Here is a 16660-nt window from a genome sequence, read left to right on the forward strand (position 1 = left end):
GGTGGAAATATCTTAGTACAAGAAGATTTTAGTTTGCTAGGAGGAGATGTTTTTCATGTTGGAGGAGGAGATTTTACAGTAAATGGCTTAACTACCATTGCACCAAGTAGTATGTTTATAGATAATGTGACAGGAGGAACCAATACTTTCAATGGAGTTATTAACAATGATGGTGTACTTTCTGCAATAGGAGCTGGTGGAAATGTTTCTACCTTTAACTTTAATAATGATATTATTAACTCTCCTTCTGGAACAGTAAACATTGACTGTAATTGTCAGTATAATTTTAATAAAACAGTAGCCCCTCCACTTCTTTTACAACCTGGTGGTCAGATGATATTTGGCTCAAATGGAGGAGGAAGTGGGAATATTTTCTCTGACCTTACAATTGGAGATGGAGCATTGGTTACTTTTAATATAACCAATGCAGCACAATTATTAATAGCTAACAACAGAACTGTAAATAATAATAATTTTACAAGTGGTGTAATACTCAATGGAAATGGTAGTATCAATGGAGCAAACGCAAGTAGTAGATGGAATCAGGGGAATAATGCACAATTATACTATAATTCAGATGCACCTATTATGAATGTGGGTATCTTTGATGCTAGTAGTCCTAATACAGTTTTTTATTCAAGAGCTGGTGACCAAGTAATTAAAGGGACAACTTATCATAGTATTGTTTTTGGAGGTTCTGGGCTGAGAAATGTAACTACGGGTAATTTTACTATCAATACCAATTTGACAATACCTTCAGGTATTACATTTCAGGTAAATGGAAATAACTTTACAGCCAATGGTGTTGTAACTATTGTAGGTACTTTCAATGATACTGCTACACCTGGTACAAATACTTTTAATGGTGCTTTACAAGTAACAGGCACAATGACTACTGCTGTTTCTACAAACACTACTTTTATTTTTAGAGGAAATATTATCAATCAAGGAACGTTTAATTTACAAAGTAGTACACAATGGACATTGGATGTTGATTTGACCATTCAGAATCAGAGTGCAAACCCAATGCATTTTGCCCAAGCAAACTCTGGTGTAGGACAAATCAATGGAAATATTATTATTTTAGATTCTCCAGGAGGCGGAGATATATTTCTTCACACCAATTCGGGCAATGATATTTCAGGTACTGGTACACTCACTAATCAATTGGGTAGTGGTACAGTAGTAGGTAGAAGACTTATTTTAGAAGTTTGTAGCGTACCTGTTACCAATGAGAATAATGCTTTGATAGAGTATAGAGCAGGAATAGATATACCTACAAAAAACACTTCCGCACCAAATAATTTTTTTATTTATGCTCTGGGTATTGCCACTATCAATGCAAACACATTTCATCATGTTCATTTTATAAATACAGCTTCATCAGCTCTAGCTGGTAATTTAATTATTAATGGTGATTTAGTTACAAGTAACACCCATTCACTTAGTGCAAATACTTTTAACATTAATATAAAAGGTAGTTGGCTAACCAATGGAGCATTTGTAGCTGGTACAGGAAACGTAGTTTTTGATGGAACAAATGTGCAAAATATTACGACTAATGGCAGTTCTCCATTCAATACTATTAATATTAACAACAATAACAATGTTTCACTAAATACTATTGCACAAACAAACTCTATTACTTTAACTCAAGGGCGTTTAGTATTAAATAACAATGATTTTACTTTAAATGCTATTCCAGCTACCAATCAAATTACACAAAGTTTTACCAATACCTCTACTTCTTATATAGAAACAAATGGAATAGGTAGGTTGATAAGGAATGGATTGCAAATAGGGACAACATACATTTTTCCTATAGGAGAGATTTCCAGCATCAGACATATCAGTGTCACACCTACAACAGCAGGCAACATGGCTGCAAAATTTGATGCACCTCTAACCCCACTTCCTCCTCTAAGTTTTACAGACGTAGCTATAGGGAGCTGGTCACTTTCAGGACTTCAGGGAAGTGTAACATTCTTTAACTCTGGATGTACAAGTACAAACTCCAAAGTATATCGTTTAAATGGTGCAGTATGGGACATTACAGGTATCACCACAACAGTTGCTTTACCAAATTATACTGCAACAGCCCTCAATTTCACAGCGTCAGAAAGATATACCATTTTTGGTACAGCTCCATTAGTGATTAATCCTCTTACATTACTCAATGGGCAAGTAAGCATAGCTTACAGTCAAACACCTTTTTCTGTAGTGTCAGGCTTGCCCCCCTTTACATTTTCTCTAAGTAATGGAACATTGCCTGCTGGACTATCTTTAACAGGAGACCAACTAACAGGCATTCCTACCATAGCAGGTTCATATACATTTACGATTAAAGCTTTGGATAATGGAGGTAATACAGGTGAAAGAACATATATACTGATAATAGATAAAGGAGAGCAATTTGTACAAAGCTATTCGAGTGTACTCTTACCAGATGGAAAATATGAACTGAATGCAGCTTTCGATTCAGGTCTTCCAGCTTCATTTATAAGTACAAACAGAGAAGTTGCAACCATACAAGGAAATATATTGACACTAACATCTCAAATATTTGATGGAGAAACTGATATATTGGCATTTCAGGTGGGTGATGGTAATTTCAAAGCAAGTGATAGTGTGGTGGTTTTACGTATCAATAACTTTGGACTCACTACTGGATTAACTGACTTAGAAAAAAACACAAAGATTTATCCAAATCCAGCTACTGAAAAAGTATCAGTAGCAACTACCAAAAACTCAATAGAAATACAAAATGTTGAACTATTGACATTAACAGGGTATTCAGTTATTCATCAAGCAGAGAAAATGACACAAAATAATATTACAATACCCCTAAAAAATATACCTACTGGATTTTATCTGCTCAAAATAACAACAAACCAAGGTATATTTATGAAGCGAATAACCAAACTATAGATTATATATTTGTAAATACTCATATCTTAAATAGATTTAACACACTCTATCTATCAAATAAAAGTATTTCTAAACAGCGTAGGGAAAAAACTACATGAAGAAGAGTTAAATAATAGCGTATATTGAGAAATTTAAGTTGAATAAAAAAGCATTATATCATTTGTGTATAGCAATTTAATTTCAGAAAATTGCTCATTATTTTTAATCATTTAGCTTAGCAAGGAAAAAAGCCTATTAAGTTTTCATATTGTTGTTTTCAAAAACAAATTTCACTTTACCAATTAATATAAAATACTTACCTCATTTTCATATAGTTTTTCCCCCCTACGCTGTTTAAGGTTACCCAATATTATAAATACTTTTTTGAACCCAACAACAAATACAAACTTTGTCAAATGAAAGATGTTTTTTCACTTTATGGTATTGGTCATTTTATCAATCAACCACAAAATCCAACTGAATTTGAGATTCTTCAGTTTGATATGATGGAAGAACCAAATATAGATGATTTTCATAAACATACCTTTTATGAAATTCTCTGGACGAAAAGTGGTGAAAGCAAACAAATTATAGATTATAACGAATATGAAGTAAAACCTAACAGTTTATTTTTTATTTCACCCAATCAGGTGCATTATTTTGAAGAATGGAAACCGTTAACAGGTGGTACTATTCTGTTTACAGAAGATTTTTATCTGCTTAATCACAATAACAAAGATATACTCTTTGAACTTAGCTTTTTGGATAATCTCTATGCCAATCCTTGTATTATGTTTACCGAAAATGGATTTAGTGAAATTTTATATCTTATCAATCAAATAGAAAAAGAACATACTCGAAATGATAGAAATCCCTCCATCATTCAAGCCTACTTGCACATTCTGCTTGCTCAAGTACAAAGGCATATTGACTATCAATCTTTAGTTGTTCAATCTAAGAAATACCTCATCTTATTCAAACAATTTAAAAATGAATTAGAAAAATATTTCATGGAGAACCAAACAGCTTCTTTTTATGCTAATAAATTACATATCACCCAACACCATCTAAACTTGATATGTAAAGAAATTACTCATCAGACTGCCACAGAAATTATCAGAGCAAGAAGTATTTTAGAAGCAAAACGCTTTTTGACTTTTACTCATAAGACTATTTCTGAAATTGCCTTTGAATTGAACTTTACAGATAGTTCTTATTTTGCTAAAACCTTCAAAACAATTACTCACCAATCTCCACAAGAGTTTCGAAATCAAATGTCTCAAAAATACCGAACAAGGTAGGTTTTGTCTTTATTATGTCTTGCTTACTTGCTGTACTTTTGTATTGTCAATAATGACAAATAAACTAAAAAATTAAGACAATGACAGAAGCAATGATTCAAAGTAGCATAGAGGAAATAGTATCTCTAGCCCTTTCAGGTAAGGGAGCAGAGGCTTGGGAAAAATTCTACCACGAAGAAGTAGAAAAAATTGATTTGGATGGTATTAGTATTAAAGGTAAAACCAATGTGTTACAAGTAAACCATGTTTTACTTGCCAACATTACTGAAGTACGAGCCTATACCCACATAGGCAATTTAGTAAAAGGTAATCGCAGTTTTATTATATGGGATGTAGATTTTGATGTAAAAGATGGGGATACTATCAAAACTACTGAAGTTTGTATTCAAGATTGGCAAGATGGTAAGGTAATCAAAGAACAATTTTTTGCTTAATATTTATAAATTCAGATGTTAAAATAATGAAGTTTTTATTAATAAACATTTGTTTTGTAGGTTTTACACAATTTGTTATAGCACAAACCGAAAAATTTGAAAAGGCAAAAGTTGAAAATAAAAGTGTTTTCAATGCTAATATTGATAAAGTTTGGGCTTACCTCTCTGACTTAGGCAATCTACAAAACCTTGTGCCATCTACCATCAAAACTTCTGTAACAGAAGGTAAAGGTTTGGGCAGTACTGTAATACTTAGATTACAAAATGAAGGGAAAATTGTAGAAAAAGTAGTTAAATTAAACATTAAAAAGTGCATTATTTGCTACAAGATGATTGAAACACCCTTACCTGTAAAAGATTATTTAGCTTGTTTTAAGGTAAAAGAATTGAAAAACAAACAAGTAGAAATAACTTTTATAGCAAACTTTTTGGTACAAAAAGCTAATCGACAAGCAAGAGTAGAGAATTTCAATAATTTGCAATTGGAACTTTTGAGAAATATCAAAAGGATTTTCCAAGAATAGTTTTTCACTAAAAAACACCTTTTATGAAGTATAATAACTTAGGAAACACAGGAATTCTAGTTTCAGAGATTTGCTTAGGAGCAATGACTTTTGGAGGAAAGGGGTTTTGGACTGCTATTGGACAACAAACCCAAGACGAAGTAAATGACTTGATGAAAACAGCTTTTGATAGTGGCATCAATTTCTATGATAATGCCAATGCTTATTCCGAAGGTTTGGCGGAAGAAATGCAAGGAGTAGCAATCAAAAGTTTGAGCTTACCTCGTCAAGAATTAGTTATAGCTACCAAACTTCGTATTCAAATGGGCAAAGGTGTGAACCAAGTTGGGTTGAGCAGAGGTCACATTTACGATTCAGTAAATGACAGTCTAAAACGCTTACAATTGGATTACATAGATTTATTGTATGTACATGGTGTTGATCCGCTTACACCTTTGGAGGAAACAATGCGTGGTTTAGAAGATGTTGTTCGCTCAGGTAAGGTACGTTACCTAGGTATTTGCAATACTCCTGCTTGGCAAGTAATGAAAGCAAATGCTTATGCAGAGAAACAAGGTTGGACAAAATTTACAGCTTTACAATATTTCTATACCATTGCTGATAGGACAGTAGAACACGAAATTGTCCCTTTAGCACTTGACCAACAAATGAGTCTGATGCCTTGGTCACCTTTGGCAGGTGGTTTTTTATCAGGTAAGTTTACTCGATCTAACGCTCAAACAGGTGATGACTCAAGACGCAATAATTTTGACTTCCCACCAATTAATAAGGAAAAAGCATTTGACATCATTGAAGTAATGCAAAAAATTGCTATTGAAAAAGGTATTTCTGTTGCTCAAATTGCTTTGGCTTGGCTATTGAAAAAATCCTCAGTATCAAGCATCATCATTGGTGCAAAACGTAAAGAACAGCTTTTGGACAATTTGGGTTCTATAAATGTGGAATTTACAACCCAAGAAATGCAAATCTTAGATGAGGTAAGTGCCACTATCAAACCTTATCCAATTTGGATGGTAGAGAGGCAGTCAGTGGATAGAATTATTAAATAAATTTAAACGAAGCAATCACTTTTTGCTAAAATGATTGCTTTTTTACCCATTTATCTTTTTTTCAAAAATGAAACTAAACATTGGACAAATAGCTCCTGAATTCACCACAGAAGATATTATGGATATGCCTGTGAGCCTTAATGCATTCAAAGGCAAAAAAGTTTATATTAGTTTTTTACGTAACACACGTTGCCCTATGTGTAGTTTACATGTATATAAGATATTCAAAAAATCAGCACAACTAAAAACACTTAACATTGAAACTATCATATTTTATGAATCAGATAAAAAAATGTTCAAACTGAGTGATTTCTTTCAAAAAAGTATTTTGTCTGAGCATAAATTTTCAGTAGTTTCAGATACTAAACGAATTATATATTCGCTCTATGGATTAGAAGTATTGCCTCCTGATGTAGCTCATGAAAAATTTATTGCTGCCAATCGTCAAAGTCAAATCGCAGAAATCATAAAATTGGGTATCACAGGTGATGGTATAGAGCCTGGCACTAATGTAGGAGCCATGCCAGCCGATTTTTTGATTGATGAAAACCAAATACTTCAACTTGTGCATTATGGTAAAGATGGTGGTGATCAAATTGATTTAGATGAGATTATAAAATTTGCAACTGAAAATGCAAAAGTATGACAATAGATTATCATTTTTTAGTAAATCTGAGTGGAATTTAGAACCTTTTGGTATGGTTCTAAACCCATTTGGTAGCTCAAATACGATTAGAAATGTAAAAAAAGCTATAAAACAAGATTTAAAATCTAAAAATAGTAAAATTTAGAAAAAATACTTTTCTATCAGCCCTTTTAAAAGGGCTGATTTTTTATAGAGAAAATGAGTTTAAAAAACGTGCAATTTTAAATCTTTCCTTTACCCTCGGTAAATAAAATACTTGTCAATTTTTCGGTTGTACACCAATACAAATCAAAAGTATCTTTGCAAAAACAATTATAAAAATGACAAAGTATTTAAAATTTATAGAATTACACAATCAGACAACTCCACTTCTTATTGGGAATGTTTGGAATGTACAGAGTGCAAAAGTCTGTGAAAAATTGCATTTTCAAGCAATTGGGACTTCAAGTGCTGCAATTGCCCATTCGTTAGGTTACGAAGATGGGGAACAAATGCCTTTTTTGGATTTATTATTTATTGTTGAAAGGATTAGTAAATGTGTTACAATTCCATTGTCTGTGGACATTGAATTTGGTTATGGAAATACTGCAACAGAAATTGTGGACAACATCATATCATTAGAAAAATTAGGTGTTGTTGGAATAAATATTGAAGACAGCTTTTTTGAAAATGGCGAACGAAAACTGAAAGACATTGTTTAGTTTTCGCAACTTTTAAAAGAAGTAAAGAACATCTTAACACAACGAGGAATTTCAATGTTCATCAATGTAAGATGTGATGCTTTTCTTTTGAATGTTCCGAATATGTTAATAATTGCAAAAGACAGAACAGGGAATTATGAAAAATCAGGGGCGGACGGAATTTTTTTACCTTGTGTCATAAAACAAAGTGACATTTCTGCAATGGTTTCTCAAACCAAATTACCACTCAATGTAATGTGTATGCCAGAATTACCAATTTTGAAACGCTAGAAAAACTTGGCGTAAAAAGAATTAGTATGGGCAATTTTTTAAATAGTTATGTTTATACATCTTTGGAAAATATGACAACAAAAATATTGACTGAACAATCTTTTAATGCTTTGTTTTAAAAATGGAACTGACAATAGAAATAATGTACAAAGCTATTCTTGAAAAAGACACTTCTTTTGAAGGTGTTTTTTTTATAGCAGTTAAGACAACAGGTATTTTTTGCAGACCATCTTGTACTGCCAGAAAACCCAAATTGGAAAATGTGGAATTTTTTAAAACTTCTAAAGAGTGCATTCTTAAAGGTTACAGAGCTTGTAAAGTTTGCAATCCTTTAAAAACAATCAACTATACGCCAATTGAATTTCAAAAAATCATTGACGAACTTTCAGAAAATCCGACTTTGAAATTCAAAAACAATGATCTTAAACAAAGAGGAATAGAACCCAGTAAAATAAGGAGATGGTTTTTAAAAAATCACGGAATTACGTTTCAAGCCTATCAAAGAATGTTTAGAATTAATATGGCATTTAAAAAAATACAAAGTGGCGAGAGTGCTACGCATACTGCTTTTGACATAGGTTTTGAATCTTTAAGTGGTTTTGGCTATAGTTTTAAAAATATTTTTGGTATTTCCCCGAGAAAAGGAAAACAACAAAATATTATAGACCTCAAGCGAATTGAAACGCCCTTAGGAACAATGCTTGCTTGTGCTACCAATCAAGGAATCTGCTTGTTAGAATTTACTGACAGAAAAATGTTGGAAACGGAATTAAAGTCAATTGCCAAACTTTTAAATGCAACCATTATTCAAGGGAACAACAAGCATTTTGAACTTTTAGAAAAACAACTAAATGAATATTTTGCAGGGGAAAGGAAGATATTTGATATTCCTTTACATACACTAGGCACAGACTTTCAAAACAAAGTTTGGACAGCTTTACAAAACATTCCTTATGGGCAAATCAAGTCATACAAGGAGCAAGCCATAACAATTGGAAGCTCTGAAAGTGTGAGAGCTGTTGCCAAGGCAAATGGAATGAACAGAATTTCTATTTTAATTCCATGTCATAGAGTTATTGGCTCTAACGGACAATTGATAGGTTATGGTGGTGGGCTTTGGCGAAAAAAATATTTACTAGACCTTGAAAAAAACGGAATTTAATAAATGATAACAGAAATCAGAATATACAAACTTAAAGTAAATTCATCAGACTACTTCTTAGAAGTTTTTACAGAACAATCACTGCCAATGATGCAACAATGGAAAATAAACATTGTTGATTATGGCTTTTCACTTATTGATAAAGATAGAAATTAAATTAAATACTGGATTACAAAACTATGAAATAACAGATGTTTTGTTAGATGCCAAAACAGTTTATTATAGATTGAAAGTATATTACAAAAATGGGAAAAGTGGATATTCTAAAATAATTTCCTTAGATAATGAACAAAAGGACAATTTAAGTGTAAAACTATATCCAAATCCCTTTCAAAATTTAGTTTTAGTTGAAGTACCTTTTATTCAAAAAATAATTATCACAGATATTCCAAGAAAAACTATTTATGAGAAAGAATGTAATTATACTAATAAGGAAGAACTTTCTTTAGAAAAATTAATCAAGAAATATATCTGTTACTCATTCAAACTTCTACTTTTATACATAGAGAAAAAATAGTAAAAATTCAATAAATAGTTTTTTAATAATAAATTCTTGCCGAACACTTGAATATTTTTTCTTTTTTTATAACATTTGTAATGTTCTGAATATCTTATTTTTATTTAAAATAGTGTTTCAGAGATTTAATTTTAAAGCATCTTAGATATGATAAGGTATTTGTTTGGTGTTATCAGTCTTGTAATAGTCATTTCGTTGTTATTATTTTTTACTCAAAAAAAGGATAAGCCATCTATTTTTATTCAGCCTAAAAATCTGGAACAAAAAGTAGAAAGTAGTGTAATAACAGACTCTCTCAACATAAATACAACCCAAAATATCAATGTTATAGAAGAAAAAACCCCCATAAATATTACTCAACATGATAATTATAAACAAAGTTTTTCTGATCCAATTAAACCAGAAAACCCTGAAAAAGAAAATAAGCCCTTAGTAGATTCTTTAAAAAAAATATATCGCAGTGAACTCTACTTTGCAGCCAAGGGGACAAATGTAGATTCCATTCGTTATGAGAATTGGAAACAAAATTATCAATTAAAGCAATCATTACAATCAAAGGAATCTTTGCGTTCTGGTATGGAATCTTTTGCAGGTGGTCTGATACAGGCAAAATGGCATGAGAGAGGACCCAATAATGAAGCTGGTGATATGCGAGAAGTTGATTTCTTACCCAGTAATGAATCTATCTATGCTATTTCTACGGTAGGTCATTTATGGAAAGGCAATTTAAATGGTCTTAACTGGACTTTACTCAATGATGATATAAGATTTGAACCAGATGAACTGGAAGTACTCCCACATAATAGTGGCACACGTATTTTTGCAATATTTGGAGTGGGTGCAAATGATAAAAAAATAAGTTATTCTGATGATGAAGGGCAAACATGGATAATGGGTACAGGATTTAGCTTCTATGACCACTGGGGGAGTGGACGTAGATTATTATCTTTAAGTGATCATCAGACTCTTTATTATTTAGTACATACATGGTCAGCCAGTCCTTGGGGAGAACTTATACAATTATATAAAACAACAAATAAAGGAGTATCCTATACAAAAGTTTGGGAAAGTTCTACAGGATATGGGCTTAATGATGTGGACTTGTGGAAACCCTATGATTCAGATCAAATGTATTTAGTTGATAATAAAGCACAATCTTTCTATAAAATTACACATGACTTTGGCACAGGAGGTACAAATATTTCTATTCCTATAAGTTACAGCTCACAAGGTGTTTCGACAGGTAAAATATCTATAAGTGGTAGATATAATAGCTTAATAAGCGACTACGAACTTTATATAAATACTAATTCTGATAAGAAAGTTTATAAAACAGTAGATGGTGCAACATGGACTTATCTAAGTACTTCACCAGAAAGTGTTTGGCGAAAAGCATGGCTTGCAGATCCTGATTATAACAATCTATATCTTGGTGGTTTCCAATTAAATAAATCAATTAATGGTGGAGTGTGGGAAGAACAATATGTGCAATGGTGGGAGTACTATAAAAATACACCCACAAGAAAGGACTCTATGCATGTGGATATGATGAACCTAGATTATTTTAAAAAGTCAAATGGTACACCTTTTATTCTAATCTGTAATCATTCAGGCATACATGTAACATATGATCAATTTGCAACAACAAAAAACCTAGGTCTTATCAATTTGAATGTCACAACATTATATGATCAGACAACAGCTTTTGATGGTTTTGTTTATGGTGGTGCACAAGATAAGGGTAATTTTAAATATGGTGGAAATTCAAAGGCTGATTTTAATATTTTTTCAACAGACAATATGAGTACTGGAGATGGGATGTTGGGTGTATTTTTTAATAGTGATCAGTCTTTTTTTGCCATGATTCAAAATGGAGATTTATATTGTTATAAAGATAGAAATGTCCCTTCTAGCACAAGTTTTAATATTCCTGGTACCAATAAACCTGGCTGGATTAATCCAATGGTCGCTACACCTGATTTCACAGATAATAAGGCTTATGTGGCAGGTGGTAACTTAACTGGTGGCTCTGGATCTTATCTAATAATAGCTGAGGCAAATGTTACAACAGGAGTAATCAGTACCTCTCAATTCAACTACGATTTTAGAGCCAATTCTAATAATGGTACTGCAGTCATCAAGGCTATTGGCGTTTCTTCGTCAGATTATAATCGTATTTATGTTTCTACCCAAGATGCAACATTTTTTTCATCCACTAATCAAGGTACAAGTTGGACAAAACAAACAAGTGCAGGACTTCCAAATACCATGATTCCATGGGATATTAAAACTTCAAATACAAATGCAGATAAAGTATTTATTTGTGGTACAGGTTTTTCAAATTCGGGAGTTTATCAGTCGGATAATGGTGGTATTACATTTACAGCATTAAGTGGTAGTATTCCTTTAGCTACTTTTTATGAAGTAGCTCTATCAGATGATGAACAATTTTTATTTGCAGCGACTTCTGAAGGACCTTATGTTTATGCATTTAGTACTGCTACTTGGTATAATTTATTTAATGCAGAAACTCCTTATGTTGATTTTAATTCAGTTGATAATATTGGGAGTAATATTATTCGCTTTGGAACTTATGGTAGAGGGATTTGGGATTTCGAACTAGATAATACCCCTTTACCTTTTGAATTAGTCTATTTCAAGGCAAAAGCATTAGAAAGATTTCAAACACAAATAGAGTGGGTAATTGCTAATGAGATACATGTACAATCATATGTTGTAGAGCATAGTTTAAATGGGAAAGATTTTGATGCAATAGATATAGTTTTGGCTAAAAGAAATAGTTCAAGTGAATTGTACTATTCATTTATACATACACCTAAATCTAATACTAACTCCAACTACTATCGGCTGAAAATGATTCATACCAATGGAAAAGTAAATTACTCATCCATACAGTCTGTGAATTTTGAGGAAAATAAAGATATTTTTAAAGTGTATCCAAACCCTGTTGCTCAAAATGACAGAATTTTTGTTGAATCCTACATCAACGAACCATTTACAATAAGCTTCTATGATATAGAGGGGCGTTTGGTACTCACACAAAAGATGAATGAATCATCACAAATAATAGCAAACTTTCCAAAAGGAACATATATTTACAGATTATATACAACTCATATACAAAGTATTGGAAAAATAATAGTTCAGTAAAGAAATCTATTATTCACCTGATTCAAACGATGTGTTGAAAAGAGAGAATACAAACATTAAATTCTTCTTTACAGAATGATAGAAAATAATAAAAGGCAGAAACAAGCAAAATTATTACGAATATTTAGAAAGATTCATAGAACAACAGGTATATTATTGTTTGTTTTCTTCTTCTTTATATCCATTACTGGACTTTTATTAGGCTGGAAAAAACATAGTGGTGAATTATTACTTCCAAAATCTTATAAAGGAACTTCGACTAATTTTAAAGATTGGTTACCAATAGATAGCTTACATTTAATTGCTTGCAGAGTACTGCATGACTCTGTTTCAACAAAGCTATCATCTGAACTTGATAGAATAGACATCCGAAAGGATAAGGGAATGGTGAAGTTCATTTTTGCTAATCACTTTTGGGGGATTCAACTTGATGGTGCAACAGGAAAAGTTCTACATATTGGGCGAAGACATTCTGACTTCATTGAAAATATACATGATGGCTCCATTCTTGATTATTATTTAGGAACAACTGGACAAATTAAATTAGTTTATACAAGTATTATGGGGCTTGCACTTTTAATATTCGTTATAACTGGTTTCTGGCTTTGGTATGGACCTAAACAAATGCGAAAAAAACAGTAAAATAGAACGTTGTATTGTACTAAAAATATTGACACTAAACCAGACACAATATACTGATATTTAAAAATTAGATTGTTTATTATCAGCGTATTGTGTTTTGTCGAACTGGAGTGGAAGACTCTCAAACCTAATATACTTTAGTAGCGTATGGATGTGTGCTTCTTTGGGAAACTCTTAGTAGCAATACTCAAAGTTTTGACCGTGTCAGTGAACCTTGCCAGTCACCTACCAATTTATTGAAATCTTTATCTCAGCATAATGACTTATTTTTTTGTAGTATATTAAATTTGAAGGTTTCAGGCATTATGCTTACCATTTGTGAATTCTTTTTAATGTTTACTTCTTATCACCTTTCATACCTTCTTCTATCATACCATAAAATTCATCGATTTTAGGCATGACTACAATACGAGTACGACGGTTTTTAGCTCTTCCTTCAGTTGTAGCATTATCTGCAATAGGAACAAAAGCTCCTCTACCAGCAGGGATTAGTTTTTTTGGGTCTATTTGGAATTGTTTTACCAATGTACGAGAAAGTGAGGTTGCTCTTTTTACACTCAAATCCCAATTATCAATCAAATTGCCTTTTGTGAAGGGTACATTATCTGTATGCCCCTCTACAAGTACATCAAAGGTAGGTCTATCTTTCAAAACAGCTGCTACATCCTTTAGTACTGTATAAGCATTTTTATTTATCTCATAACTTCCAGTTGTAAACAGAAACTTATCTGAAATACTCACCATAATTACACCTTTTTCAACATTTATCTCTATGTTTTCGTTTTCTGTACCCACAGCTCTTTTTAGTTGTGTAACAAGAGCAATGGTCATAGAATCCCTTTTATTGATGGCTTTATTAAGGCTTTTAATTTGCAAATCTTTTTCTTTCATTTTCTCAAGTGAATTTTGCAGATTTTCAGCACCTTGTTTTGAAAGCATGGCTATTTCTATAGATTGAGAGATGAGTTTCATATTCATGGCTTTGGTATCGCTCAATTCTTTTTCCAAACGAACTCTCTCATCATTACAACCTTGTAGAGCAATTTCAGCTCTTTCTAGATTTTTCAAATTTGTTCGATTATTAGCTTCCAAACCTGTGTGTTGAGCCTGTAATTGTTTAAACTTCTTTTTAGAAACACATCCAAACAAGCTGGAGCAAGCTATTAATACAATAAGATACCTTTTCATAATAATTTAGAATTTAAGTTAAATACAGTAATACTTTTAAAACAATAGTATAGCATTTATTTTTAATGCTACGACTTTCTGCTTTAGCATGGCTAATTCTGTTTGAAAAGCTTTTAAAATCTCCTTCACAGATAGGGTGTGCACATCCTTCAAGGGATATTTTATTTGCATTGTTTCATAAATTTATTGGTTTTGTTAGTCTTTGACTAGTAAGGCACAAATGCAGACCAATTATTAAAGATGGGTAAAATTAGTTGATCTTTTCTTCACAATTATTACACAATTTCAGAAAAGGTTTACATCTTTTACTGATGATTGGGATTAAGGAAAGAATATTTTCTAACAACAAGGCATTAGAATTATGGAATACATTTAGAAAAGAACTGCCTATAAGTCTACAATCTCTTGATAAATATCAAAAAGCCTTTGAAATTTTAGGGAAAAAGGTAGAAAAACCTGTTGAGGTAAAAAAAGGATTTCTTGATTTATAATAATTTAGATTTATCTATTGGTAGAATTTTTATAAAACAGCACTGATATATTTTACGTACAGAAGAGATAATATTGTTTCAAAAATGCGTATCTTTGAAAACATAGTGTTCAATTTTTGTTTAATCTGGAAAAGACTCTACTTTTAGTGGAGTCTTTTTGATGTGAAGGTATCAGTAGATTTTATAAAAAAAATAGCTGAAGTAAGAAATAAATCAAGCCAGTTCTTACTGGCTTTTGCTTGAGTATATAAATCTTGATAGAGACTCTTCTGTTTTATTTTGTATTCTTTAAAATTTTTATCTGATTCGATACATTTTCTGGTCTATCACTAGAAATCACAAAAATACCTTTACTAAAAATTTCTTTATAAATGTTGTCTCCATTTGCAATAGCACTTTTGTCTAAATTACTCATAGTCCCTAATACCATTGGAATATTTTGAGATTTGAAGTATTGTAGAATATCATCTGGAGGAATAGATATCCCTACAAAAGCAATGATGTTTTCTTTTTTAATACCCTTACTCAATAAACGCTCCACGTCTTCCTGTCCACGAGCAGAAACTGAAATCATTACTTTAGGATGCATTTTAGTTACTTCTTCTGCTTGATTGGCATTGTAAGTTATAATAATACAAAAATGTTCAGCATTATTTTTCTTGACAGCTTCTACTACTTTTTTATAAGGTACATTTCGTTTTACATCTAATGTATAAATCACCTTATTTTTACCCCAAGCCAATACTTCATCAAGTGTAGGAATTTTGTAATTGGTTAAATTTCCTTCATTGTCTTTTAAAAAGAATTTTTGCAATTCAGTATAAGTGTAATCACTTAACTTTCCTGTTCCATTGGTCGTTCTTTCTAATTTATCATCATGCATCATGACTAAAACAGAATCTTTAGTGATAGAAATATCAGTTTCTATAATAGCAGGATGATTTTTAATAGTATTTTCAAAAGTTGGAATACAGTTTTCAGGAAAATTGGTAGTTGGACCACCACGATGTGCACTGACTAATGGTGTATTTTTTTGGTGATTTCTAAAATAGCTTTGAAGTTTTTTGTAAGTTTTAAATTCTAAATAGTTATTTCTTGTTTGTGCATTTGTATGCAATCTCAAAAATAAAATACAGATGATAAGAATAGTTCTCATTGCTCAATTTGGGTGTATTGTGCTGAAAAAGGTTGACACAAATATAATTAATTTCCTTAATCATCTTCTTAAAAATGTCTTTTTAACATCAAAAAAGACATTTTATCAGCGAAAAAACAGAAAATATCCGTCAAAGACTTTGGCTTAGAAAACCTCCCTTTTAAGATATAAGTTTATGATTATGAGATACTTATTATTCTAGTTTGACTTATAAAAACACTTTTTTACACTCAAAAACTATCTTCTATAAACTTTTGAATATCCAAAAAAGACAGCGTATCAGTCAAAAAATGGGGGAAATGTTGTAAAAACAAACTGGAATAGAAATCTATTCTAAAAGGTTGATTAAATAAAATCCAGTAAATCAATAGCTTACAATCGAAAAAACACTTTTTATAAGTCAAAAAACAGATTTTATCCGTCAGACTTTTGGCTTAGAAAACCTCCCTTTTAGGTAGTTAAATACTTGATTATAAATACTTTTTATTTCTAAAAAAGACA

General features: G+C 31.5%; 13 protein-coding genes and 1 pseudogene. 12 read left to right on the top strand and 2 right to left on the bottom strand.

What is annotated here, in order from left to right:
• From AD998_21775 to AD998_21825, 11 genes and pseudogenes are all read left to right on the top strand, one after another.
• The coding region (locus AD998_21775; protein ID KOY84281.1) for a hypothetical protein at window positions 1-2928 on the top strand (2928 nt) is incomplete at its 5' end.
• 395 nt (window positions 2929-3323) lie between these two features.
• Window positions 3324-4208 (top strand): AraC family transcriptional regulator, encoded by an 885-nt coding sequence (locus AD998_21780; protein KOY84282.1) that lies wholly within the window; start codon window positions 3324-3326, stop codon window positions 4206-4208.
• Window positions 4209-4288: 80 nt separating this feature from the next.
• The gene (locus tag AD998_21785) at window positions 4289-4642 is read left to right on the top strand and encodes a hypothetical protein (GenBank protein KOY84283.1); all 354 of its coding nucleotides are present in this window, start codon (window positions 4289-4291) and stop codon (window positions 4640-4642) included.
• A gap of 26 nt (window positions 4643-4668) precedes the next feature.
• Window positions 4669-5166: a hypothetical protein gene (locus tag AD998_21790; GenBank protein ID KOY84284.1), complete on the top strand. Its 498-nt coding sequence runs from the start codon at window positions 4669-4671 to the stop codon at window positions 5164-5166.
• Between the two features lie 23 nt (window positions 5167-5189).
• Complete coding sequence (locus AD998_21795; GenBank protein ID KOY84285.1) at window positions 5190-6215, top strand: aldo/keto reductase; 1026 nt, start codon at window positions 5190-5192, stop codon at window positions 6213-6215.
• Between the two features lie 67 nt (window positions 6216-6282).
• Window positions 6283-6861 carry a hypothetical protein gene (locus AD998_21800; protein KOY84286.1) on the top strand — a complete coding sequence of 193 codons (579 nt, stop codon included), beginning with the start codon at window positions 6283-6285 and terminating at the stop codon, window positions 6859-6861.
• A 320-nt stretch (window positions 6862-7181) separates the two neighbouring features.
• Window positions 7182-7951, top strand: a pseudogene (locus AD998_21805) (carboxyvinyl-carboxyphosphonate phosphorylmutase).
• A 2-nt stretch (window positions 7952-7953) separates the two neighbouring features.
• The gene (locus AD998_21810; protein ID KOY84287.1) at window positions 7954-8994 is read left to right on the top strand and encodes an XRE family transcriptional regulator; all 1041 of its coding nucleotides are present in this window, start codon (window positions 7954-7956) and stop codon (window positions 8992-8994) included.
• A 121-nt stretch (window positions 8995-9115) separates the two neighbouring features.
• A complete protein-coding gene (locus tag AD998_21815; protein ID KOY84288.1) occupies window positions 9116-9511 on the top strand; it encodes a hypothetical protein in 396 nt (131 codons plus the stop codon).
• A 147-nt stretch (window positions 9512-9658) separates the two neighbouring features.
• Complete coding sequence (locus tag AD998_21820) at window positions 9659-12682, top strand: hypothetical protein (protein ID KOY84289.1); 3024 nt, start codon at window positions 9659-9661, stop codon at window positions 12680-12682.
• 75 nt (window positions 12683-12757) lie between these two features.
• On the top strand, window positions 12758-13324 hold the full coding sequence (locus tag AD998_21825; GenBank protein KOY84290.1) for a DNA mismatch repair protein: 567 nt from the start codon (window positions 12758-12760) through the stop codon (window positions 13322-13324).
• Window positions 13325-13660: 336 nt separating this feature from the next.
• On the opposite strand, the gene AD998_21830 is transcribed toward AD998_21825, so the two are convergent.
• Window positions 13661-14512: a hypothetical protein gene (locus AD998_21830; protein ID KOY84291.1), complete on the bottom strand. Its 852-nt coding sequence runs from the start codon at window positions 14510-14512 to the stop codon at window positions 13661-13663.
• Window positions 14513-14823: 311 nt separating this feature from the next.
• On the opposite strand from AD998_21830, the gene AD998_21835 reads away from it, so the two are divergent.
• Window positions 14824-15003: a hypothetical protein gene (locus AD998_21835; protein ID KOY84292.1), complete on the top strand. Its 180-nt coding sequence runs from the start codon at window positions 14824-14826 to the stop codon at window positions 15001-15003.
• Window positions 15004-15277: 274 nt separating this feature from the next.
• Here AD998_21835 and AD998_21840 read toward each other — a convergent pair whose 3' ends face one another.
• Window positions 15278-16144: a hypothetical protein gene (locus tag AD998_21840; protein KOY84293.1), complete on the bottom strand. Its 867-nt coding sequence runs from the start codon at window positions 16142-16144 to the stop codon at window positions 15278-15280.
• Between the last annotated feature and the right edge of the window lie 516 nt (window positions 16145-16660).

Source organism: bacterium 336/3, from assembly GCA_001281695.1.
Classification (GTDB): Bacteria; Bacteroidota; Bacteroidia; order Cytophagales; family Thermonemataceae; genus Raineya.